At 50.3% G+C, this 22,905-nt stretch carries 21 protein-coding genes; 9 read left to right on the forward strand and 12 right to left on the reverse strand.

Features of this window, described 5'->3' with window-relative positions:
- Positions 1 to 91 precede the first annotated feature (91 nt).
- Complete coding sequence (locus V5T57_RS02545; protein WP_332889589.1) at positions 92 to 451, forward strand: response regulator; 360 nt, start codon at positions 92 to 94, stop codon at positions 449 to 451.
- A 123-nt stretch (positions 452 to 574) separates the two neighbouring features.
- Complete coding sequence (locus V5T57_RS02550) at positions 575 to 2,062, forward strand: CBS domain-containing protein (protein ID WP_332889590.1); 1,488 nt, start codon at positions 575 to 577, stop codon at positions 2,060 to 2,062.
- A 74-nt stretch (positions 2,063 to 2,136) separates the two neighbouring features.
- On the opposite strand, the gene V5T57_RS02555 is transcribed toward V5T57_RS02550, so the two are convergent.
- The 9 genes from V5T57_RS02555 to V5T57_RS02595 form a co-directional block, all read right to left on the reverse strand.
- Positions 2,137 to 2,466, reverse strand: a complete 330-nt coding sequence (locus tag V5T57_RS02555; protein ID WP_332889591.1) for an STAS domain-containing protein — start codon at positions 2,464 to 2,466, stop codon at positions 2,137 to 2,139.
- A gap of 140 nt (positions 2,467 to 2,606) precedes the next feature.
- Positions 2,607 to 2,933 (reverse strand): STAS domain-containing protein, encoded by a 327-nt coding sequence (locus V5T57_RS02560; RefSeq protein WP_332889592.1) that lies wholly within the window; start codon positions 2,931 to 2,933, stop codon positions 2,607 to 2,609.
- Positions 2,934 to 3,095: 162 nt separating this feature from the next.
- Positions 3,096 to 4,493, reverse strand: a complete 1,398-nt coding sequence (gene der / locus V5T57_RS02565; RefSeq protein WP_332889593.1) for a ribosome biogenesis GTPase Der — start codon at positions 4,491 to 4,493, stop codon at positions 3,096 to 3,098.
- A 402-nt stretch (positions 4,494 to 4,895) separates the two neighbouring features.
- On the reverse strand, positions 4,896 to 6,077 hold the full coding sequence (bamB, locus tag V5T57_RS02570; RefSeq protein WP_332889594.1) for an outer membrane protein assembly factor BamB: 1,182 nt from the start codon (positions 6,075 to 6,077) through the stop codon (positions 4,896 to 4,898).
- A 10-nt stretch (positions 6,078 to 6,087) separates the two neighbouring features.
- A complete protein-coding gene (locus V5T57_RS02575) occupies positions 6,088 to 6,789 on the reverse strand; it encodes a tetratricopeptide repeat protein (protein WP_332889595.1) in 702 nt (233 codons plus the stop codon).
- A 115-nt stretch (positions 6,790 to 6,904) separates the two neighbouring features.
- The gene (gene hisS, locus V5T57_RS02580; protein WP_332889596.1) at positions 6,905 to 8,143 is read right to left on the reverse strand and encodes a histidine--tRNA ligase; all 1,239 of its coding nucleotides are present in this window, start codon (positions 8,141 to 8,143) and stop codon (positions 6,905 to 6,907) included.
- The gene (gene ispG, locus V5T57_RS02585) at positions 8,140 to 9,264 is read right to left on the reverse strand and encodes a flavodoxin-dependent (E)-4-hydroxy-3-methylbut-2-enyl-diphosphate synthase (RefSeq protein WP_332889597.1); all 1,125 of its coding nucleotides are present in this window, start codon (positions 9,262 to 9,264) and stop codon (positions 8,140 to 8,142) included. Before ispG ends, hisS begins: the two co-directional genes overlap by 4 nt.
- A gap of 21 nt (positions 9,265 to 9,285) precedes the next feature.
- The gene (locus V5T57_RS02590) at positions 9,286 to 10,911 is read right to left on the reverse strand and encodes a helix-turn-helix domain-containing protein (protein ID WP_332889598.1); all 1,626 of its coding nucleotides are present in this window, start codon (positions 10,909 to 10,911) and stop codon (positions 9,286 to 9,288) included.
- A 261-nt stretch (positions 10,912 to 11,172) separates the two neighbouring features.
- The gene (locus V5T57_RS02595; RefSeq protein ID WP_332889599.1) at positions 11,173 to 12,906 is read right to left on the reverse strand and encodes an NAD+ synthase; all 1,734 of its coding nucleotides are present in this window, start codon (positions 12,904 to 12,906) and stop codon (positions 11,173 to 11,175) included.
- 107 nt (positions 12,907 to 13,013) lie between these two features.
- Between V5T57_RS02595 and hisC the strand changes: the two genes are divergently transcribed.
- Positions 13,014 to 14,099, forward strand: a complete 1,086-nt coding sequence (gene hisC, locus V5T57_RS02600; protein ID WP_332889600.1) for a histidinol-phosphate transaminase — start codon at positions 13,014 to 13,016, stop codon at positions 14,097 to 14,099.
- Between the two features lie 99 nt (positions 14,100 to 14,198).
- Positions 14,199 to 15,098 (forward strand): DMT family transporter, encoded by a 900-nt coding sequence (locus V5T57_RS02605; protein ID WP_332889601.1) that lies wholly within the window; start codon positions 14,199 to 14,201, stop codon positions 15,096 to 15,098.
- Here V5T57_RS02605 and V5T57_RS02610 read toward each other — a convergent pair.
- The 3 genes from V5T57_RS02610 to V5T57_RS02620 all read right to left on the reverse strand — a co-directional run bounded on the left by V5T57_RS02610 (position 15,087) and on the right by V5T57_RS02620 (position 17,829).
- Positions 15,087 to 16,082, reverse strand: coding sequence for a glyceraldehyde 3-phosphate dehydrogenase NAD-binding domain-containing protein (locus V5T57_RS02610; RefSeq protein WP_332889602.1), 996 nt, complete (start codon positions 16,080 to 16,082; stop codon positions 15,087 to 15,089). The genes V5T57_RS02605 and V5T57_RS02610 overlap by 12 nt on opposite strands.
- A 117-nt stretch (positions 16,083 to 16,199) precedes the next feature.
- Positions 16,200 to 17,012 carry a hypothetical protein gene (locus V5T57_RS02615; protein ID WP_332889603.1) on the reverse strand — a complete coding sequence of 271 codons (813 nt, stop codon included), beginning with the start codon at positions 17,010 to 17,012 and terminating at the stop codon, positions 16,200 to 16,202.
- A 10-nt stretch (positions 17,013 to 17,022) separates the two neighbouring features.
- The gene (locus V5T57_RS02620; protein WP_332889604.1) at positions 17,023 to 17,829 is read right to left on the reverse strand and encodes a type II secretion system protein; all 807 of its coding nucleotides are present in this window, start codon (positions 17,827 to 17,829) and stop codon (positions 17,023 to 17,025) included.
- 216 nt (positions 17,830 to 18,045) lie between these two features.
- On the opposite strand from V5T57_RS02620, the gene V5T57_RS02625 reads away from it, so the two are divergent.
- The 5 genes from V5T57_RS02625 (at position 18,046) to V5T57_RS02645 (ending at position 22,893) form a co-directional block, all read left to right on the forward strand.
- Positions 18,046 to 18,546: a hypothetical protein gene (locus V5T57_RS02625; protein ID WP_332889605.1), complete on the forward strand. Its 501-nt coding sequence runs from the start codon at positions 18,046 to 18,048 to the stop codon at positions 18,544 to 18,546.
- Positions 18,547 to 18,567: 21 nt separating this feature from the next.
- Entirely contained in the window at positions 18,568 to 18,924 is a 357-nt protein-coding gene (locus V5T57_RS02630) for a DUF190 domain-containing protein (RefSeq protein ID WP_332889606.1), read from the forward strand.
- A 291-nt stretch (positions 18,925 to 19,215) separates the two neighbouring features.
- Positions 19,216 to 20,055 (forward strand): phosphate/phosphite/phosphonate ABC transporter substrate-binding protein, encoded by an 840-nt coding sequence (locus V5T57_RS02635; protein ID WP_332889607.1) that lies wholly within the window; start codon positions 19,216 to 19,218, stop codon positions 20,053 to 20,055.
- Positions 20,056 to 20,092: 37 nt separating this feature from the next.
- A complete protein-coding gene (locus V5T57_RS02640; protein ID WP_332889608.1) occupies positions 20,093 to 22,003 on the forward strand; it encodes an ATP-binding protein in 1,911 nt (636 codons plus the stop codon).
- Positions 22,004 to 22,023: 20 nt separating this feature from the next.
- Positions 22,024 to 22,893, forward strand: coding sequence for a response regulator (locus V5T57_RS02645; protein WP_332889609.1), 870 nt, complete (start codon positions 22,024 to 22,026; stop codon positions 22,891 to 22,893).
- Positions 22,894 to 22,905: the final 12 nt, after the last annotated feature.

Genomic DNA, 22,905 nt, shown 5'->3' on the forward strand with positions numbered 1-22,905 from the left:
GGAAAGTTTGACATTTTATAACTCGAATTTTCCCTTAGATTCCTGTATCAATGGTCAGGTTAAGCTACCTAATAAACCTGGGAGAAACTCCATGCGTGTTTTGATCGTCGATGACTCCAGCGTCATGCGTAAAATCGTCACTCGCGGTTTACGTCAAGCCGGATTTGCGATCGATGAGATTCTCGAGGCTGGCGATGGCCAAAAAGCCTTGGAAGTCCTGAAGGATAACCAAGTGGATTTAATCCTCTCTGACTGGAATATGCCCAATATGGACGGGCTGACTTTCGTCAAAGAGTTCCGCAAGATTGGCCAGACCCCCATCGTGATGGTGACCACCGAAGGTGGTGAGGGCAAAGTGAATGAGGCAGTGGCCAGTGGTGCCAACGGTCACATCAAAAAGCCCTTCACCCCTGATACCCTTAAAGAGACCTTGGGTCAGTTCTTCAAATAAGTCCGTCTTTAAATAACCGGATGGCAGGAGCCATCCGGTTATTAGGACTGGACGGAGGAACCGTCTGGTCTTGATGGACGCGAAGAACCGCGTTCCCGAACCAATTTGGATGGTGATACCGGGATGAGCGACGATAAAGCTTTAAAAAAGCTAAGACCTTTCGTTCTTAAGTTCTTCAACAGGCTGAGTAACGATATGAACATGCTTACAGGTGCTCCTGTAAGCTGTACATTGAGCGACTCCCAGCTGTTGCGGGGACTTGAAGAGATCGATGAGGTTTTTGAGCTGGACAAGAGTGTTGCTCGAGCGGTCGAAGATGGTACCGGGGCGGGTGACGCCTACATCTGTTTCGACCTAGCCACATCCATTGCCCTTGCCGGGTATATGATGATGATGGGTGAAGGGGTCATCAAGGAACAGGTCAAAAAGAAGATCTATACCGACGAAATCCAAGAAGGTTTTCAGGAAGTTGCCAACCAGCTGGTCGGTGCTTTCAACGATCTGGTGGAAGACAGTGCCGCCGACGGCCATATGTTGCTGATGCTCCCTACAGAGCGGATCACCTATGGTGAATACCCTAATGGTCTCGAGGATGATCGCTCCTACTGTGTCTATACCGCTGACATTCAAGTCGGCGACTTCGATCCTGTTCCTTCAAAATGGCTGTTTTCTCGTGACCTAACCAAGCTTTTGACGGGTGTGGAGATGGATCCCACCGAGTCAGAAAAAGCGATGGAAGCGGAGAAATCTGCTGGTGGTGGTGAGGCGTCCGAGGATGCTGCTTCAGAGGCCGGTGATGATTTAGCGGCAGATTCTGATCTAGGTTCAGATGATGGTTTAAGTGGATCTACCGATGACTTAAGTCTCGGTGGAAGTGATGACTTATCCCTGGATGATGACGGCGACCTAGATGGTGGTTTTGATCTAGATGGCGACAGCAGCGGATCTGACGTAGGCGCAGGTGATGATGATACATTCGCCATGCTTACGGGCGGGGCGGATAGCAGTGGTGGTTCGGGCGACAGCGCACTCATGGGTGGTGCTGAATCCAGCATGAGCGGCGAAGGCGGTTATGATACAGCCCAAGTCGGTGGTGCAGAGGGCTCTGGTGACTTACCAGACTTTATGCGCGAACCCATGCCTAGCCATGGCTATAGTGAGAATGACGGCCTGCCCAACCCCAGTATACCGGGTTCTGTACAACAGGTCATGAGCGAGGCCCCTTTTACCCTTAAAGAGACAGATCGGGTTATTAAGGCCATTAACGCCATGCGTCGGGATGGCTATAAGTTTATCGGCATTGATAACCGTGAAGGCAAATTGATCAGGGTGCTATCCACCAGTGATATTCGTCACTTGATGGGGCCATTCTTTGGTACAAAGTCTCTTAGTAAACGCGATAAGGTGATCTATACCGTACCTTTAGGCAAGCTCAACACCAAACAGGATATGATCGCCATCTCCATTGATGGTTCTGTCGCGGAAGCAGCAGATTTGGTGACACAATATCAATTAAGAGCCATACCTGTTTTAAGTCGCCAGGGTGTTTTGCGTGGTTTTGTTACCAGCCACAGCTTGGTTGACTTTTTCAGAAGAAAACGTCAAATGTAGCGTAACTAACGCTATATTTAGTGTAAAAGGCAGATCTCCATGAGATCTGCCTTTTTTTATGCACTACGCATAGGTTAGTGCATCGTATACAACACATCCATACGCGCCACATCAAACACACTTTTAACATTGGTATGGATATGGGATAAGAACAGACGATTTCGATCTTTACCAAAATACTCATGGGCAAGCATCAACATACCCAACGCTGAACTATCTATAGAGGTCACATGACGCAAATCAAACTCAACACTGTCGTCGTGATCTAAGGATTCGCACATCTCACGAAAACGCTGATGACTGTTAAACTTAAAAGGATTGGGAAGTTTAATGATATAGCGACCATGTTTGGTGTGATATTTTTTTGTCATCTCTAAGACAGAGTTTTTTGACGTTTCATACATAGAACAACTCCTCTTTACCTAACAGCATCTTTTTTTCACTATCTTTTAGAGAGAGATATACTCTTAAAATTTCATAAAGATAAAAAAAGACCAATTTTGTCCTAATTTGAATGATCTTACCCCTATGCGTGTCGGTTTCTTTAGGAAGGCAAGATGGTAAAGACACGGTCAAGGTTGGCCATTTCAAGAATAACTCTAACCTGCTGATGTAGATTGGATAACACCACATGATCACGGTTGTGACCAAAGTGCTCAAAAGCCACCAACAACATACCGATGGCTGCACTATCTAACGAAGTAACTTGGCTAAAATCAAACTCTACTTTTTGATCTTCAGGAATAGAGAGATAGGCTTGGCGAAATGATTTACGCAGATGAAATTTGAACGGGTTGGGTACAGCAATCACATAGCGATCTTCTTCTGAAGAATGGCGAACATAGAGTGGTTTAATCTGGTCAGGTGACATGATACACCTTGGCGGGTTGAAGGATGAATCAAGCAAATCTAGAAGTATTGCTTGATTCAATCAACCAAGGATATTGCTTCTACGCATGAAAAGTCGACACGAAACCTGTTCATTTGATGCATTTGGCGTTATCGCACCTGGCCATTGGATTTGTCTGGGCCTCTAACGCCTTTTTTTACCCTTTTCAGCAAAGGGATTTGCTCCCCCTTTGAACATCATGCGTACGGGTGTGCCATCCAGATCAAAGGCCTCCCGCAGCTGATTTTCCAGGTAGCGCTTATAACTCTCTTGCATCTTTTCAGGACGGTTGCAGAAAAACACGAAGGTGGGCGGGGATGCACTAACCTGGGAACAGTAGCGTACCTTAACGGGGCGACCACCGGCACGGGGTGGTGCTTTCTTCTGTATGGCCTGTTCCAACCAGCGATTAAGGTTGGCTGTAGAGATACGCATACGGGTAGCTTTACGCACCTTACGGGCAGCGGGAATAAGCTTATCCACTTTTTTACCGCTTTTAGCTGACAGGAAAAAGACCGGGCAGTGGGTTAAGCGCGGAAAATGGATCGCCAAGCCTTCTTTAAACTCTTTAATAGGCTGTTGACCCGCAGGCATGGTATCCCATTTATTAACCGCAAAAACCAAACCACAGCCTGCATCTAACGCATAACTACCAATCCGTTTATCCTGGTCGGTCACACCCCGTTGAGCATCCAACACCAAAATGGCCACTTCAGCACGTTCCATGCTCTTTAACGCGGCAATGACCGCAAATTTTTCAACACGCATAGAGACGCGGCTTTTACGGCGAATACCCGCTGTATCCACCAAAATGGCAGGCTCTCCATGTTTATCCATAATCGGCACATCAACACTATCACGTGTTGTACCGGCAATATCGGATGCCAAAACACGCTCTTCACCCACTAGGCGGTTAATGAGCGAGCTTTTACCAGCATTTGGGCAGCCTACTACGGCCAAACGCATAGGCCCGCTCTGCCGTGCATTGTGGTCTTCTTCTAACGAGATCTCTTCGTCTTCTTGCAAGGAGAACTCAGGCATGGCCTCGGTCATCGCCTCTAAGGTCTCTAACAGATCGCCAATACCAATACCATGCGCCGATGAAATGGGAATAATAGGATCCAAACCCAGCTCATGAAACTCATAAGAGGTCGCTTGCGACTCTTTTTTCTCCGCTTTATTGGCGGCAATAATGACCGGTTTACCACTACTACGCAGTTTATCTGCAATGGAATAATCATCGGTCAGAGGGCCAGCACCGCCATCCACCACAAAAACGATGATATCGGCTTCTTCGATGGCCAATAAGGTCTGACCACGGATCATGCCCGCCATGGTCTCCCCCGGGTCTGCCTCAAACCCACCGGTATCCACCAGAGGAAAAGCGGTATCTCCGCGTTTCATTTCACCATATTGGCGATCACGGGTTAAACCTGGCGTATCATCCACCAGTGCGTCACGGGTACGGGTGAGTCGGTTAAACAGGGTAGATTTACCGACATTAGGTCTGCCGACCAGTGCGACGAGAGGTAGTTTGGCCATGGTGTGGTCTTATCCGAAGTAACAGCTTGGGTTTGTTTGGGTGCTTAATATAGCAGAGTTTGCACAAAACGGGGTGGGCGTTTATCGGGAAAATGTGAAATCCCTAAACCCTTCAAACGATCATGGCTGTTCGAGCCATATCTTCTGTTTACCTCATGCGATACGCCACGGTCCTAGCGGTAACCCCGTTGTACACAGAAGCGATATGTAACCGGTGCCATTAAGGGAGATACCAGCGTAAAGCGGCACAGGGTCGCATGACGTTGTTCTGCAAGCGATCCCCACTGCAGCAAAGCGCATGCTCAGTGTACGTCGCAACCCCGTACCCCTACCCTTAGGGCATTAAAAAAGGGGAAAGCTGTATAGCTCCCCCCTTTTTACCGAACATATGTTGTGCAGAAACTATTTCATCACGATCAAGTTGCCCTCATTGGTCCAGACCGCAAGGGTATCCCCCACCACACTCAGTGACAGAATCGGTTCCCCAAGTTGATCCAACCCATCCACACGTCCTGTCAGTGCATTGATGCGGAAAAGACGACCGGCATCATCACCCACATAGACCCCACCGGCCAGCTGAACAGGCTTGGTTAAGACACCATCACTGATCTGAGTTTTCCAGATCAACGTACCTTCACGCAGGTTCAAGGCACGAATATGCCCTTCTAAATCAGACACCACCAACTTACCTGGTAGCACTAAGGGAGAACGAATGGCAGACATGTTATGGCGCCAAATACGTGAGCCATTGGCCGGGAACAAGGCCCGTAACTGACCCCGGTGGTTAACCACATAGAGCTGTCCATTGGCGACAACAGGGTCAGCATCCACATCCTGCAACGTACTGAGTTCTGTACGGCGTGAAGCCAAACGCACCAGATTATCGGTCCATTTAGTTTGCCCCGTCGCGGCATTCACCGCCATAACCTCACCCGAAGAATAGCCCACCAAAATGGTATTTTTATCCAGCACCACCGGGGTGGAGGCCCCCAACAAGGTCAAAGCTTCAGGGACTGAACTATGGGTCCAACGCCGTTCACCACTCTTTGTATCAAACGCATAGGTGCGGTTATCCAGTGTGGTAATGATCACCAAGCCTTGGTGTACCAGCGGGGCAGATACCGCTGAACTAGAGAGCACCCCACGCCAAACAACCGAGCCATTATCCCGATTAAGCGCGACCAGCTCGGCTTCTGCCGTACCAACATACAGATGCTGGCGATCAACCGCCACACCCCCACGTAGATTGACATCCAGATCCTCATGCCAGACCTTATCCCCATCCAGACGGTTTAAACGGGCAACATCCCCATCAAAACCACTGGCATACAGACTGTCGCCATCAAAGGCAATACGGCGTGGATGCAGCAGATGTTTTTCAGGATCACCAGCAATGGCGCGATCCCACACTTCCGTCAGTCCTGTACCTTTACCTGGCATAGGTTCGGTATAGAGGGAAGCACGCTCCTCCTCTACAACCTTATCATCACTGAACCAGTCAATGGAGTCTTCCCAAACGGAACACCCACCCAGCATCAGTGCTGTGGCCAACACAGCACCCATTCGCATCCCTGATCTGTACATGATCGCTTCCCTACTCTACTTTGGCAGGCTGAACCATTTGCGCTTCTTTAACGGCATCCATACCGCCCAGACGCACCATACGCTCCATCAATCGTTGTGAGAGTGTCATGGCAGGTGTGTACTGCATCGCTTTTTGATAATGGGCCAGTGCCTGTTTATTCTCACCGGCAACCTGAGCAATCAGACCGCGCATCTCATAAGCATGGGCCGAATATGCGGAAGGATCCTTAATAGCATCCAGATACGCCATAGCACGCTCAGGTGTTTTAGAGAGCACATAAGCGGCATTCAAACGGGCCAGATCACTTAATGGTGCGCGATCGGCCTTGGCAATCATGCCATCCAAAGTTTGAATAGCAGCGTCATTATCGCCTTTTTCCACCAACATACGGGCTTCTGCCAAATGGCTTAAAAGACCGTAGCCGTGATCTCCATGTTTGCTCTGTAAACGCTTGAGGGCACTGTCGGCTTGTGCTGCATTATTGCTTTGCAGCGCATTCACCGCCTTCAAATACTGGTCTGAAGCATCATGATCCAACGAGCGGTAGTAATCCTTCACCCCAACAAAAATGGCCAAGGCGGCAAAAAAGGCGACAAAACCGCCCACAATCCAGACCTTGTAGTTCTCCCACAATCGGCGAAGGCGCTCCTCCGCTAACTGTTCATCGACTTCCTGAAATACCAGATCCTGGTTATGGTCATCATGGGCCACGTTGTTTGCTCCACATCAAAGATTCTGTACCGAACGACATACGGCACGAAAAAACCGTGTTATTAAGCATGATCCAGTTTGTATGAATCACTCTGGATCTTGGTCACCAGCGTTATTACGACGCCTGTAGCTTGGCCAGTGCAACATCCCAATCCACAGTCTGTTGCTCACCTTCAGCCATATTTTTCAAGACCACTTGCTGATTTTGAGCTTCGGTCTCTCCCACAATGGCACACCAAGCGGCCTGGGAACGCCCTGCTTTTTTCATTTGGCTCTTCATAGAACCACCTTGCAGATTGATTTCAACCTGCAAGCCAGCACTACGTACTTTCTCCGCAAAACCAAAAGCTGCGGTATCTGCACCCAATGAAACCACATAGAGCGCTGGAACAGGGGCCTCTACAGCCGCTTCATCCATCAGCAGCGCCAACCGTTCCAGACCCATGGCAAAACCGATTGCCGGGGTTGCCTTACCCCCCATTTCGGTCACCAAGCCATCATAGCGGCCACCCGCGGCGACAGCATTTTGGGCACCCAGTGCATTGGTGGTCACCTCAAAAGCCGTACGGGTATAGTAGTCCAGGCCACGTACCATCATGGGGTTAATATGATAAGGCAGATCCAGAGCATTCAAGTGGCCAGTCAAACCCGTAAAGTGATCCTGGCACCCCTGGCAGAGGTGATCCAACATCTTGGGGGCCTCTTTTGCAATGGCTTTACAGCTCTCTACCTTACAATCCAACACCCGTAAGGGGTTCCGCTCCAGACGGTTTTGGCAGTTGCCACACAACGCCTCAGCCTGTGCTTGCAGGTGGGTGATCAATTTTTCCCGATAGGCTGGCCGACACTCTGGGCACCCTAACGAGTTGATCTCCAACTGTAACTTGCCAGATAAACCAATCTGCTCCAAGGCCCGTAATACCATGGCCATCATTTCAGCATCAGCCAGCGGCCCTTCCGGACCAAACAGCTCGGCGCCCGCTTGATGAAATTGGCGATAACGCCCTTTTTGTGGACGCTCATAACGGAACATAGGGCCGACATAGTAGGATTTCCAAGGTAGTTGGCGATCCAGACTATTGTTGATAAAACTACGGACCACAGAGGCGGTTCCTTCAGGGCGTAGCGCTAGGGACTCCCCACCACGATCCTCAAAGGTGTACATCTCTTTTTCAACAATATCGGTTGTCTCACCCACTGCACGGGCAAACAGCTCTGTTTTTTCAAAAATGGGAATCCGTATCTCACCAAAGCCATACTGGCCAAACACACGACGTAAGGTGGATTCAATAAACTGCCAGCGGACACTCTCATCGGGCATGATATCCCGTACGCCGCGAACTGGTTTGATCATAACTTCTTTTCCGCTTCTTCTTTTTCTTTGGCTTCTCGCATCTGTTTAGCAATGGCTTCTACTTGCGCCACAACTGACTCCACCAGATCCTCATCACCACGTTTACCCATGGTCTCACCATGATGGTACATCAAGTTTTCACCCTGAGCGCCCACCACACCAACCATCGTCTCCTTAGCCTCACCCGGACCATTAACCACACAGCCAATAACCGACAGCGAAACGGGTTCACGAATATGGGCCAGTCGTTTTTCCAACTGCGCCACCACATCGATCACCTGAAACTCCTGACGGGCACAGGTAGGGCAAGAGATAATATTGACACCCAAACTGCGCAGACCCAGAGATTTGAGAATATCAAAACCAACTTTGATCTCCTCGACCGGATCTGCCGAAAGGGAAACCCGCAGAGTATCGCCGATTCCCTCTGCAAGCAACAGCCCAAGACCAATCGCAGACTTTACCGAGCCACTGCGCATTCCACCAGCTTCCGTTATGCCCAAGTGCAGGGGATAATCCACCTGGGTTGCCAGTTGCCGGTAAGCCATGACGGTCATCCCTACATCACTGGCTTTAAGGCTGATTTTAATCTCTGGATAGTTCAGATCTTCTAGTACACGTATATGGTGCAGGGCGGACTCAACCATGGCATCGGCACAAGGCTCACGGTATTTATCCAACAGATGTTTTTCCAGCGAACCTGCATTGACCCCAATACGTATGGGCACGTGCCGTTCACGGGCCGCCGCCACAACCTCCCTCACCCGTGCATCACTACCAATATTACCGGGATTGATCCGTAAACAGTGAATACCATTTTCCAAGGCCTTTAAAGCCAGGCGGTGGTCAAAATGGATATCCGCAATCAAAGGGATGGGGGATTGTGCCACAAGATCTTTTACAGCATTGGCCGATTCCATATCCGGGCAGGAGACCCGAACCATATCCGCACCTGCCTCAGCAATGGCGTTAATTTGGGCCAGGGTAGCGGCGATATCACGGGTATCGGTATTGGTCATGGACTGTACCGAAATGGGGGCATCTCCCCCAACCTGTACAGAACCGACCTGAACTGGGCGTGTTTGACGTCTGGGTGCGACCAAAGAGACGGTATGGGCCATGATGATGCCAGTTCCTGTGGGTTAACGTGACTGACGTTCCCGCTCATAGCGGGCCAACAGTGCGTTGGGGTCGAGATTGAGCTTACGAATCAATGTGCCACGACGACCCAAAGGAGGAATACGGCGCCCATGCACGGTAAAACTGATGCTACCGGCATCACCAATCCGCACATAATAGGGGCCCCCTTGATTGGGCACCTCATATTGACTGCCTGGGTTGATAAAGAGTTCGCGCTTATACCCTTTACCATTATAGACCCGTACCCATACCCGACGTGCCGCATGCATGATTACATCATACTGAGCGATGGCAGCCTGACGGATTGATGTATTGGGTGTGCGTACTTGCCGTACAGTTTGCGGTGTTTGACGGGTTGGTTTATTGGGGGCAAAGACACCATCCAGTGGATTGTAAGCCTCCTGCTGAAACAGGGTGGCTAAACCAGCCAGTTCATCATCAGAGGTGCGGTTGGGTTTAAAGACCACCTCTGAAGCCAAAGCGGCTTGGGCTTGGCGGGCCACTTGGGCTTGACGGGCCTGCTCGGCTTGGCGGGCCTGTTCAGCTTGGCGGGCCACTTGGGCTTGACGGGCCTGCTCGGCTTGGCGGGCCTGTTCAGCTTGGCGGGCCGCTTGGGCTTGGCGGGCCTGCTCGACTTGGCGGGCCTGTTCAGCTTGGCGAGCCGCTTGGGCTTTTAGGCGAGCCTCTTTCTCTTTGGTACGACGTACCTGTTCTGCACGGGCACGGCGGGCCTCTTCCTGTTTAAGACGCTTGGCTTCAGCCAGACGATTCTGTTTGATCAGGCGGGCCTGTTCCAAGCGGGCTTGCTCTGCCAGTCGGGCCTGTTCGGCACGACGCGCTTCTTCCGCACGCTGCGCTTCCGCCTGAATACGTTTTTCCTCAGCAGCCGCTTGCTCTCTCTTGAGGTTCTCCATGGAAGCGTTATCAACTTCTGTTTCTTGTGGTGGCGTCATGGTAATGGAACGCTCCCCCACCAAAACCGGCACTGGAGCAGGTTTGACACCTTCACCTAATGCCTCCATTGGCTCAGGTTCAGCCATGGCCTCCATGGGTTCAAGCTCTTCATCCCCATTAACCGGCATCGCTTCACTTTGATCCAGCGCTTCCGTACGGGCCAGTTGCGCTTCATCACTCTCTTGCTCAGCTACGCGGGAGGAGACCGGTGCGGGGACGGCAACCGGAGGATCCTGCGGCTGGGCATTCATCCACTCATAGCCACCAAACAGACCCCCTAAAACCACCAGGGTTGCCATAATCAGCCAGCGTCCTGGATGGGTACGGCTGGTCTCCGTGGGGGGGGCAAAATACTCTGTGGCCAGACCATCATTATGGTTGGTTAACCCATCGCTAAAGCGCTTCATCATTAACGCTTCATCCAAGCCCAGATAGCGTATATAGATACGCATAAAACCGATGGCAAAGGTTTGCCCCGGTAAGGACTCAGCATCCCCGCTCTCAAGAGAGACCAGGTGAGAATCACGAATGCGGGTTGCGCGGTGGGCCTCTTCAATGGAGAGACCACGAGCTTCACGAGCTTGCCGTAGTTCCGCACCCAACTGCTGTAACGGCTGGCCAGCTAGACGACCGCCCTCCCCGGCTCCATCCTTGGAATAGGCTTCCTGCTCCATCTAATGTACTCCACTTACTCTATATTTGACGCTTTTCAACACGTTTAAGCATCTGACGTCTACTCAGTCACAGAACACCCACTCCTGCATGGCCAAACCCGACGGGCGACAATGACTCCACCACGGATCACCATCAGGATCATGGATGGTCTATCCCACAGGCTTACCACTAAGCCACCCAGCCTAAACCCATTTATGGTTTGACCAGGGAAGAAATTCTATGCTTCACAAACCTCTTTACATTTGAAAATAAAGAGGATTTTATTTCACCTTAAACCCATTGGTCAGGGGATAACGGCGGGCTTTACCAAAGTTACGGTTCACAATCCGTACCCCAGGGGGGGCCTGACGCCGCTTATATTCATTGCGATCAACCATGGCAATAACCCGTGCAGCCTCGGCCCGATCGACACCCGCAGCCACGATCTCATCCAGCCCCTGTTCCAACTCCACATAACGATGCAGGATTGTGTCCAAAATATCGTAAGCAGGAAGGGAGTCTGTATCTTTCTGATCCGGGCGTAGTTCGGCTGAGGGGGGCTTATCGATAATGTTTTGGGGAATCGGCAACGGCTTGCCCGCCAGACGGGCCTGTTCATTACGCCATTCGCAAAGCTCAAATACTTTCAATTTGAGCAGATCTTTCAAAACCGAATAGCCACCTGCCATATCACCATACAGTGTGGCATAGCCCACACTCATTTCACTCTTATTACCGGTGGTGAGCAATAAGGTCCCTTTTTTATTCGAAATCGCCATCAACAGAGTGCCACGAATACGGGGTTGTATGTTCTCTTCGGTCACATCTTCCGGTAGACCCGCAAATTCTTCGGAGAGTGTCTGTTTAAACAGCTCAAAGAGCGGCCCAATGGTCAGGTTACCTAGCTGAACACCCAGGTTGGCCGCACACACCTCCGCATCAGAGAGGGATTCCCCACTGGTAAATTCCGAGGGCATCATCACCGTCTCTACCGCATCTGCCCCCAAAGCATCCACCGCAACCGCGGCAGTAAGGGCCGAGTCCACCCCACCAGAGAGACCCAATACCACCCCACGGAACCCATTTTTACGCACATAGTCGTGGAGGCCCACCTTCATGGCTTCATATATTTCCGCCAAGGGATCCATGGCCGGTTCTACATCAGCACCATGCTCACGGGGTGCTCGCCAATCCCCCCCCTCAACCGGTGCGGTCAGCCGTACGGGACCTTCATCAATGCCATGAACGGGCACCCAAGCCACCGGGTTTTCTCCATCCCAACGCACCCGCATTAAGCGTAGTTCTTCACTAAAAAAGCGACAACGTTCTTGCAATTGGCCGGTATGGTCCATGGCAAATGAACCCCCATCAAAAACCAGTTCATCCTGGCCACCCACCAGATTAACGTAGAGCACCGGTAGGCCAGTTTCGTTGACCCGATCCCGAATAACCTGCTCCCGATCCTGCCATTTGCCCACCCGGTAGGGGGAAGCATTCAGATTAATGATCAACTTGGCGCCCTGTTTGGCCAGTGCCGCCGCGGGACCATTAACCTGCCAGATATCTTCACAGATATTGACACCCATGGGGATATCCCGATAGGTAAAGCTCTTTACCTCTACCGCGGGCTCAAAATAGCGCCGTTCATCAAACACCCCATAATTGGGAAGTGCCTGTTTAATACAGAGCTGGGTTTCACGTCCTTGCTCTACCAGGGCTGCCGCATTCCACAGTTCACCGGTTTCACTGAGACGGGGAGCACCATACAGGGCATCAATACCAATCTCCCCAAAGGCATCCTTCAACACCATTTCTTCTTGCTCTATACTTTTAAGAAACAAAGGCTTATGAAGAAGATCTTCTGGCGGATAACCGGTCAGTGACAGCTCAGGAAAGAGCACCAACTGAGCCCCCATGCGTCGGGCATGTCGAGCAGCTGAGATCATGGCCTGCCGGTTTTTTTCTAATGCACCCACATGGGTATTGATCTGTGCAATGGCTAATGTGAATTCCATACTGCCTCCCAATTGGTTAAACTTACCCATTTTAACCCCTGGCCTACCGTTTTCCAACGGTACGCGGACAGGGGTTAACAGAATCTATGGATGAATGGGAAGCAAACATGAGTGTGCAGCGCTGGGTACGACCCGAAATTTTGGCCATGGCTGGCTACAAACCAGGTGAACAGCCCAAACCAGGTGAGCGGGTTATTAAGCTCAATACCAATGAAAATCCTTATGGCCCACCTGAGGCCGTGAAAGCGGCCATGCATGCCGCGATTAATGATGATCTACGTCTCTACCCAACCCCAGATGGTTATTTGGTGCGTCAGGCTGCAGCACGCACCTTAGGCCATGGCCTAACCCCAGAGCAGATTATTATTGGCAATGGTTCTGATGATCTGTTGACCATGATCCTGCGCACTTTTGTGGGGCAAAACGATGTTGTTGCAGCCATGGACCCGACCTATACCCTTTATGAGCCCCTAACCATTATTCAAGGTGGGGACTATCAACAGATACCTTGGCTGGAACAGGGCGCCCTACCCATGGATGACTTGGTGGCTTTAAAAGCCAAGGTGATCTTTGTGACCCGCCCTAACGCGCCAACCGGTCATCTGGTTCCCCTGGAACAGGTGGCTCAACTGTGTAAGGCCACCCAGCAGACCGGTGTGGTTATTTTGGATGAAGCTTATGGGGATTTTGCCGAGGATCACGGTTTGGCCCTCTTGGCCGACCATAGCAACCTGATTGTGACCCGTAGCGCCTCAAAATCACTCTCTCTGGCTGGTATGCGTATTGGTATTGGCTTTATGCACCCAGATGTGGCGTTACAGATGCATAAAGTACGGGACTCCTACAATGTCGATCGCTTAGCACAGGTGGCCTTATGGGCCGCCTATGAAAATTGGGAGGCCTATTTACCTTTGATTGCCCAGATCAAAAAGCGACGTGATTGGACCCATCAGCAGTTGGTAGAACGGGGTTTTACCATTACAGCAAGCCACGGTAACTTTGTTTTAGCCCAAGTACCTAAAGGCGAGCTCGACGGTTTGCAGTGGCTTGAAGCACTGAAAAAACGTGGCATTTTAATCCGCTACTTTGGCAACGATCCCAACCTAACAGCCTTTTTACGCATTACCATTGGTACCGAAGAGGAGATGGCGATCTTGATCACAGCCATTGATGAGATTATGAAAGTCGCCTAAAAAACTCCTGGGATTTGTGGAATTTTTCGTGAAGCGTCTCGATCCAATGGATAGAGACGCTTTTCTTTTTATCACCACAACTTATACCCCAGGTTGACCATGACCCAAGCCAAACACCGTTTGGATATCCTTGCCATTACCCTACTGCTGATTCTCTGTATCAGCTGGGGCGGGCAGCAGGTTGCGGTTAAACTGATTATTGATGAGGTCCCCCCGCTGATGCAGGCGACCATACGTTCCATGGGGGCTATGGTGTTGGTGGCTGTATGGTGTCGATGGCGAGGCCGGTCACCCATTATCTGGGATGGCACCCTCTGGTGGGGTGTTGGTGCGGGGGTGCTGTTTTCCCTGGAGTTTCTTTTGGTTTACTGGGGGTTAACCTATACCAGTGCATCCCGTGCCGTCATTTTTATCTACTTAAGCCCCTTTGTGGTCGCCATAGGTTCCCAGTGGTTGATACCAGAAGAGTCACTAAACCGTACCCAGTTTTTGGGCTTGGGGTTGGCCTTTTTCGGTATTGTCATCGCCTTTGGGGAGTCCTCTACCCGACCCTCGCATCAGATGCTTGTGGGGGATCTGATGTTAACCTTATCTGCGGTATTCTGGGGGGCGACGACCCTGTTGATCAAGGTCAGCCCTTTGGCCCATATTGAAGCCAGCCGTACTTTACTGTATCAGTTGGCGGTATCGGCCATGATCCTTCCCCTGGCCTCCCTCTTCCTGGATGAACCGATGGTTACCAGCCTCTCCAGCACAGCCCTATGGAGCTTGCTCTATCAAACCATCTGGGTCGCTGCTGTTACCTATCTGGTTTGGTACTGGCTGGTTACCCATTATCCAGCCTGTCAGCTCTCCAGCTTTACCTTTTTGGCCCCACTGTTTGGGGTGTTGGCGGGGGGATGGATTTTGGATGAACCGTTAACCACCGCGCTGCTGGCTGCTTTGGTCTTGGTTGGCAGTGGTCTATATTTGGTTAATCGATCTAAATCACCCCAGTGAACGCGCCAGCAGATAGCGGGTAATCTGAGCGGCGTAGCCCCACTCATTGTCATACCAGATCAGACCCCGTACCTCCTTACCGGAGACCTCCAACCAGGACCAATCCATAATCAAACTGGCGGACTCTCCTACAAAATCCAGGGAGGTTGCCGGGTGATCCACCCCAACCACCAGTGCAGCCCCCTGCTCTTCGATCCACCCCAACAGCTCTTCACGTAGCGTTTGCAGGGTGGATTCGCTTTTAAGGGTGAAATGGAATTGGGCACAGGTCACCGCATTGGTCGGTACACGGAAGTTGAGCACACGTACCGCACAGTGGGGAAAAAGCTGCTGTAAAATAGGCTGAAGGGAGCTTGTTTTAGGAATGACCGCATTCAGGGCACTGCGCCCCAGTTGTAGCTGGTCATCCGGGGATTTACCATCCAGCACATTTTGATTGTTCAAGACAGGGTGCAGGGTGGTGATGGCTACCTCTTCAACCCCATAGGTCTCTTCAAACCACGCCATCAACGGGGCCACGGCCGCGGCATCACAACTGCTAAAACTGACCATGGGATCTTCCGTACTGGCCTGTTGCACCCCATAAAGGTTGAGGGCGACATCGGATTGATGCAGAGGACAGGTTATCAAGACCTGATCAACCTGGATGGCCAGCGCCCGACATGCACCCAGGAGTTGCTGTTTATCCCCTGAGGCATCGATCAAAATCTGGGTGTTGGCAGGTATCCATGCAAAATCGGCTTGGCTAAAGGTCAAAATAGGTTGATCTTCCAAGGCCAGTTGATGGTCATTGATGACCGTCAACGGTACCCGGCACCGCCCATAAACTGAATCGAAGTTAGCCAAGTAGGCCATTTCACGGGTTGAGAAGGCGGTATCGTTAATGGCCACCACTTGGATCTGCGGTAGTAGCGCCAACTGCCGAAACAGTACCCGCCCAATACGCCCAAAACCATGAATGGCTACCCTGAGGGGAGCTTGCATGAACCCAATTCCTATCCAATATTTGGCATGAGAGCTCAGTTTTAGTCTGCTTTGGCTCAAAAGAAAAGGCCGATGCATCAGCATCGGCCTTTTTTCACCACTTTATAGGCTCGGAATTTAAGGACATTGCGCACAACCGAGCCGTGTACACAGCTCCACCAACCCACCATTGGTTCGGTTGGTGCCACTATGTACCACCCAATCATCGTAGTTACTAAACTCCTCTAACCCTTCTCTTAAGCGGTTAGAGGATTCAAAATTCAGAGTATCGATATTGGTATTGCGACCATCAAACAGATCGCCATCTCCATCCATATCCAAAAGGCCACTTTGCACAATGAAAAAGGGCTCATTCACAATGGCACCCCCATCCGTTTCTGTATGGATGTAATTGGTGTCATCCATACTACCGGTTCTCAGGGTATCCAGCGCGGTACATAGTTCATTGGTGGTTGTAAGAATAGCTCCCGCCAGGTGGCCTGCGGATAAATCCGTCGTGCTGGGTACATCATTCACAACCGCGGCGGCATCCCCAACCGTGTTGCCATCACTAAACACGGCATATCGGGGCATTTGGTGGCCTAAAAAACCAGCTTCACGCATCCCTAAACTGCGCCAGGGCAAAGAGCCTGTCACCACAGAATTTTCATCCGCATTGGCACAGTCTTCAATACCATCACCTGTAGTATCCGGACAGGGTAGACGGAAGTTCAGGTGGGCAAAGCCCTCCACCGTATTCCGTGCCAACAGCAGATGTTTGTCATAGGCCCGAGCTGTGTTGGTCTGTCCCTCTCGGTGAGCGGTTGTGACCGAACGAATAATGACACTGGTTGCCAAGCCGGTAAAAATTAAGATGATGGCAAAGTAGAATAAAAATCCACCCTGCTCATTTTGCCACCACGGTTGGGTTGTGTATTGTTGGCGTGCCATGTTGGTTCTCTTAATCAGTCAGGCATGCTTTGGCGTAAAGTGAGGTAAAGCCCATGACCGCAACAACATCATCATAGCTATCATTAACAGCGACCTCCGGGGTGTACCAGCGCCGCTCAGGTGAGTCAAAACAGTTGGTCTCTAGCGCCCCAGCATTACCATTGAGGGATTCATTATTACCATCAAAGCGTTGATGGTACACATCCGCCCCATCATTGGATTCATTGGCATCAACAAACCCTTTACTAACCAGCACAAAAGCAACCCCCATGCTGTCTGCATCGGTACAGCTAAAGTTAATGGTAGGGGTTTGCAGTTCCTGATTAACCATTTCACTAATGCGCACCCCAGTGTTCAGATTAAGGGCATCACTGGTTGCTAAATTACGCAGGTTGGAAGCGACATCACACATAGGTGTGGTACTGTCCGTCAGATCATTGTCTGCCCCACCCCCATCATGAATGCCATAAACCACATGCCCGCCCCAGGCATCCACCCCCGTACCTAAACCCAATGTTCGGTAGGGAAAAACCCCTACATCACTCGTACAGTTGGGGTCAGCTCGGTTCTCAGCACCATCGGGTACGGCATCGGTATCTGGGCAAGGTAAGCGACCGTTGGCTGCGGCAAAACCAATAATGGCGGCCTTCATCTCCCTTAAAATACTCTTGGTCTCTTTTAACTCCAGCGTTTGTCGAGTACCGGGTATAAGACTAATACTGGCAGCGATAATCAAACCCACAATAACCAGCACCATGGAGAGCTCAATCATGGTAAAACCAGCTTGTGAATGGCGATAAATAGAACGGCCTGACATGGTCAGCCCCCGTTGCAGATGCAGTTGAACTTCTGGACCTTTTTGTAAAGGGACAGCCTTTTTGGTCCGATGGTGTTAAGGAGAAGGTTTGTGTCAATCTACCCTCTCTGGATGGTACTTGTTGTCATACGCTCTTTAGTCGTATCATAACTATGTGACCATTGATATAAATCCAGTGGCAAAAAAAGTAAAAAAACACCCATGCTGGAGGATCTCATGGCTGAAGCACCCGAAAAACGCCCCAATGCTGACCAACCCCCACCAAAGCCTCAATCCATGGAGCAGCAAATTGCCCAGGACCCTGAACTGGCTGCAGCGCACGCTTACCATGAAGCACGCCGTAAAAAGGCCAACGTCTCCTACCTGGGTGATAATAACCGACGCAAAGGTATGGATATTATTTTAAAATCCGTAGCTGGATTACAGACCGCAGGTTGGGGGCTGTATGTGGCCATGTTGGTGTTTATTCACCGGGGGTTGCCTGATTTTTCCACCTTTTTCACCCAAGCCTACAACGTCTCTAAAACCGCACAATACAATACCGATATTATGGGGGATGCAACCATATTAGCCCTTTTGATTGTGGTGACCTCATCCATTGGCTTGGTACTAAAAAACATGCGGAAAAAACGCAGTACAGACGGCTTAGAAAAAGGGTTATTGTTTCAAGTAGCGACATCACTGTTGCTGGCACTCTATCTGTTTGCCGCATTTTAAGTGGTCCGAAAGGATCTATGGATGAAAGCTCAACCGGCAGCTCATGCCTTATTGAGGATTTACTTCAATGAAGATGATCACGCCAACAAGCGTGGTCCCCCCCTGGCTGAGGTTCTGTTGGAACATCTACAAAATGCAGGTATACCCGGTGCCACTATCTATCGAGGTGTCATGGGCTATGGTAGTCACCATCAGGTTCATGCCACATCCCTGCTGCGGTTGACCGAACATCTTCCACTTATGTTAGAAGCGGTACATGAAGAGTTACCATTACGTCATTTGGTTGAAGAGCTACACCCTTTACTGCAAGAGTGCCTGGTCTTAATTCAGCCGGTTGAGATCCTACACCAGCCCCATGGTGAGGATAAGGTGCAGTAAGACAAGCGCTCCCCCCGTTGCCATACACACACCCCTGTGTTGATGGCTACGCCCTGCCTGCCATTTCTGACTATTCAACCCCTGTTTACATCCAATCGGGCTCTCCCTTATTGCAAAATTCAGCAGATCTTTTGCAATTTGCAATGAAAGCTGCAGAAACAATCATAACAAAATATTTTATTACACCTATTTTCAATAGGTTATGTAGTGGCATACCTCTTGAGATGATTGATACCAACGGACACAGCACAGTGCTGGTCCCGGTTCAAGCCATTTCAAGGGAGCTTCACCATGAAACCCATTTTATATACCAGCATAATCACCCTGGCGACATTGAGTTTATCCAGCGCATGGGCTGACCATAAAGATTCTGATGTTATTCATTTTGGGATCGTTCCCCAACAATCCGCAATCAAACTGGCCCGTAAATGGACACCTGTTTTTCAATATCTGAGCCAGAAAACGGGCTATACCATCCGTTTTAAAACCGCACCAAATATTCCTGTTTTTGAACAACGTCTGGCAGATGGCCGTTATGACGTCGCCTATATGAACCCTTATCACTACACCGTTTTTGGCCAAAAACCCGGTTACCGCGCTTTTGCCAAACAGAAGGATAAGCAGATTAAAGGGCTGATCGTTGTTCATAAGGATAATGCCATTCAAAGCTTGCAGGATTTGTCGGGGCAAGATCTGGCCTTTCCAGCCCCAGCCGCTTTTGCGGCCAGTGTTTTGACCCGGAGTAAATTGGTGGATCAAGGCATTGTGTTTCAACCCAACTATGTCTCTTCACACGACTCTGTCTATCGCACCGTCGCCAAAGGGCTCTTCAGTGCTGGGGGTGGGATTAAACGTACCTTGGAAAATGTGGATCCGACCATTCGTGCACAGTTAAAAATTCTCTGGACCACTCATGGTTACACCCCCCATGCCTTTGCAGCCCACCCCGCATTGACCACAACTAAGGTCGCCAAGCTTCAACAGGCCATGGTGAATATGCATACCGATCCTCTGGCTCAACCACTCCTTAAATCCCTTAACTTCAAAGGCATTGAAACCGCACAACATCAAGACTGGAACGATGTGCGGGATCTGCAAGTGGACAAACGTTTAGGGCGTCTTATTCAGTAATGGTGTGCCAAAACAGCGTGGAGAGAGGGAGGTTGTCATGTCATTTCGTTGGAAAGCCATTGGTTTTATTGCGTCCGTTGAAGGGCTATTTACCATCGCTTTTGCTTTCATTGTCGTCAATGTCATGCAGGGCATGATCGAAGATCAGTTTCTTAAACGGGCTCAGGTAAGCGCACAGCTGTTTGCCACCACAACTCAGGAAGCCCTACTTACCTCTGATCTGGCCTCGTTAGACAGCTTTGTCGAACAGGTGTTGGAAAATCCAGATATTCTCTACGCCCGAGTTAGGGATAACCAACAGGTTCTGGCGCAAGCCAGTCAAGATCATTTTTCCATGAACCGGTTGTTTAAAGAAGATCAGGATCTGCTCAGTGTGGATGACCGTGTGTTTGATACCTATGCGGAGATCCAGTTTAACGGTGAGAGTTATGGGCGGGTTGAGATTGGCCTGAACACTACGTTGTTGGAACGTACCGTTTCGCTGGTTCGTTGGAAAGTGATCGGTGTGGGTGTGGGTGAGATCTTCATTTCAGCCGTGGTCTCCTACCTACTCGGTTCACTATTGGTTAAGCAGTTAAGCCGTTTACAACAGGCTGCCCGCGCCATTGCCCAGGGAGATATGTCCATACAGATCCCTGTCAAAGGGCAGGATGAACTGGCTGAAACATCGGCCGCGTTTAACCGAATGTCTCAGGAATTAGACGACCATGTACAACAGCTACAGGACCGTAATCGGCAGCTAAAAACTGCACGTAATCATCTGCAAGGGGTACTAGACACCGCCCTAAATGGCATTGTCACCATAACAGAGGATGGCATTATTGAGCAGGTAAACCCCCATACTGAAAAGATTTTTGGATTTAGTCGGCAAGAGATGCTGGGGCAGAACATCGCCATGTTAATCCCCCATCCACACAACAAATACCATAACGAATATCTCAAACTATTTTTAAAGACAGGGCGTAGCCAAGTGTTGGGGTCTGGACGTGAAGTGATCGGCCAAACCAAAGCAGGCTTGATCTTACCCATCTGGTTAGCTGTGAGTGAACTACCTGAGGATGGTGAGGATGGTCTACGACGCTTTGTTGGTGTGATCGCCGATATCAGTGATCAAAAAGAGGCGGAACGTAAGCTCATTGAAGCCAAAGAGGTGGCTGAGGCAGCCAACCAGGCCAAAACCGACTTTTTACATGTGATGAGCCATGAACTCCGTACCCCTTTACAAGGTGCCAAAGGACCTCTGCAGGAATTTAAAGATCAGTTTAAGGATTTTGAGGGCATGTGGACGTTGGAGGAGCTCAACGATCAGTTAACCGCAGCACAACAAGCTGTTCTGCAAACCGCAATGCAACAACTGCATGATGAAGTGCAGACAATCTCTGCTCAAGGTCTGCGCTCAGCTGATCATCTTCTTCACTTGATTGAAGAAATTTTGGACTTTGCCCGTATTGAAGCCGGCAAACTTAAGGTTGAACCCACCACCATAGAGCCCCATACAACGGTTCAGGATGTGTTGGAGATCAATCGTCATTTGGCTGAAAGCAAAGGGTTGGCACTCAACAGTCAACTGCCAGATCACCTCTCTGTTTATGTCGACCCACTACGCTTTAAACAGGTTCTACTGAACTTGGTGGGTAATGCCGTCAAATTCACCGAACTGGGTTCGATTACCCTAACGGCTCAATCACAGGGGGATCTGGTGCAGTTTGAAGTGATCGATACCGGATGTGGCATACCAGCTGACCAACTACAGACTATTTTTACCCCTTTTGAACAAGTGGATAACAGTGCCACCCGACAATCCGGTGGAACCGGTTTGGGCTTGGCCATTACCCGCAAACTTCTGCATTGCATGAACGGCACCCTGGAGGTCCAAAGCGACGTCGGTGTTGGTAGCCGCTTCATCCTAACCCTACCCAGCTGTGACACGGCTACCCAAGTCGCTTAACAGGCCTTAGGAGAATGATCATGAACACCGTTCTTATTGTAGATGACGAACCAGAACAGATACGTGCCCCTATGAAACGACAGATCCAGCGCGCTTTCCGTAAAAAGGTGGACAACCTCTCCGTACTGGAAGCAGACAATGGACAGATCGGTCTTGAAATGGTTGAAGAGCATCGACCTGAAGTCATTATCCTCGATGTCATGATGCCGGTTATGGATGGGGTCACCGCTTGCCGGAATATTCGTGCGAACCCCGCCTTTAGCGACCTGTTTGTGATCATGCTGACCGGACGTGATGGTGGTATGGCTGAGGGGTTGGAAGTGGGTGCCGATCTCTACCTACGCAAACCCTATGATTTTGAAGTCCTTGAAGTGGCGGTTGCCAAAGGTCTTACACGCCAAAGCTCGGATAAACCGGGTGCTATGGATGCCCAAACCGGCCTATTTACCCGGGACTTTTTTATTAACACCATCCTGCCTAAGGAACTGAATGCTGCTGAACGTTACCGAGAAGCTTGCATGCATCCTGTCTCTTTGGCCATGGCCAAGATACGCGGACCCCAGGGTGAAATGCCCAATGCAGAAACCATACGTCAAATCACCAAGGGGTTTCACCTGCGTTTGAGTGATCGAGGGGCTGCCATCAGTGAAGGGGAGATTGCCATCTTAATGCCCAACACCCCCGCCCCCAGTGCAGCCATTACGGGACAACGGTTACGGGATGAGATCGCCAAACATGGCTTACATAGCTACATCGGTATCACCAGTTACGATCATGCTGAAGCCCTATTACTCCCCCTAGCAGAGGATAACTGCAACCAAGCTCAGCAAATTGGACCCAACACCATCTGCTTGAATGATGAAGCTCTCGCTTCTTTCAACCCCAGTTAATTTCACAGAGGA

Origin of the sequence: Magnetococcus sp. PR-3 (assembly GCF_036689865.1) — a bacterium.
GTDB lineage: Bacteria > Pseudomonadota > Magnetococcia > Magnetococcales > Magnetococcaceae > Magnetococcus.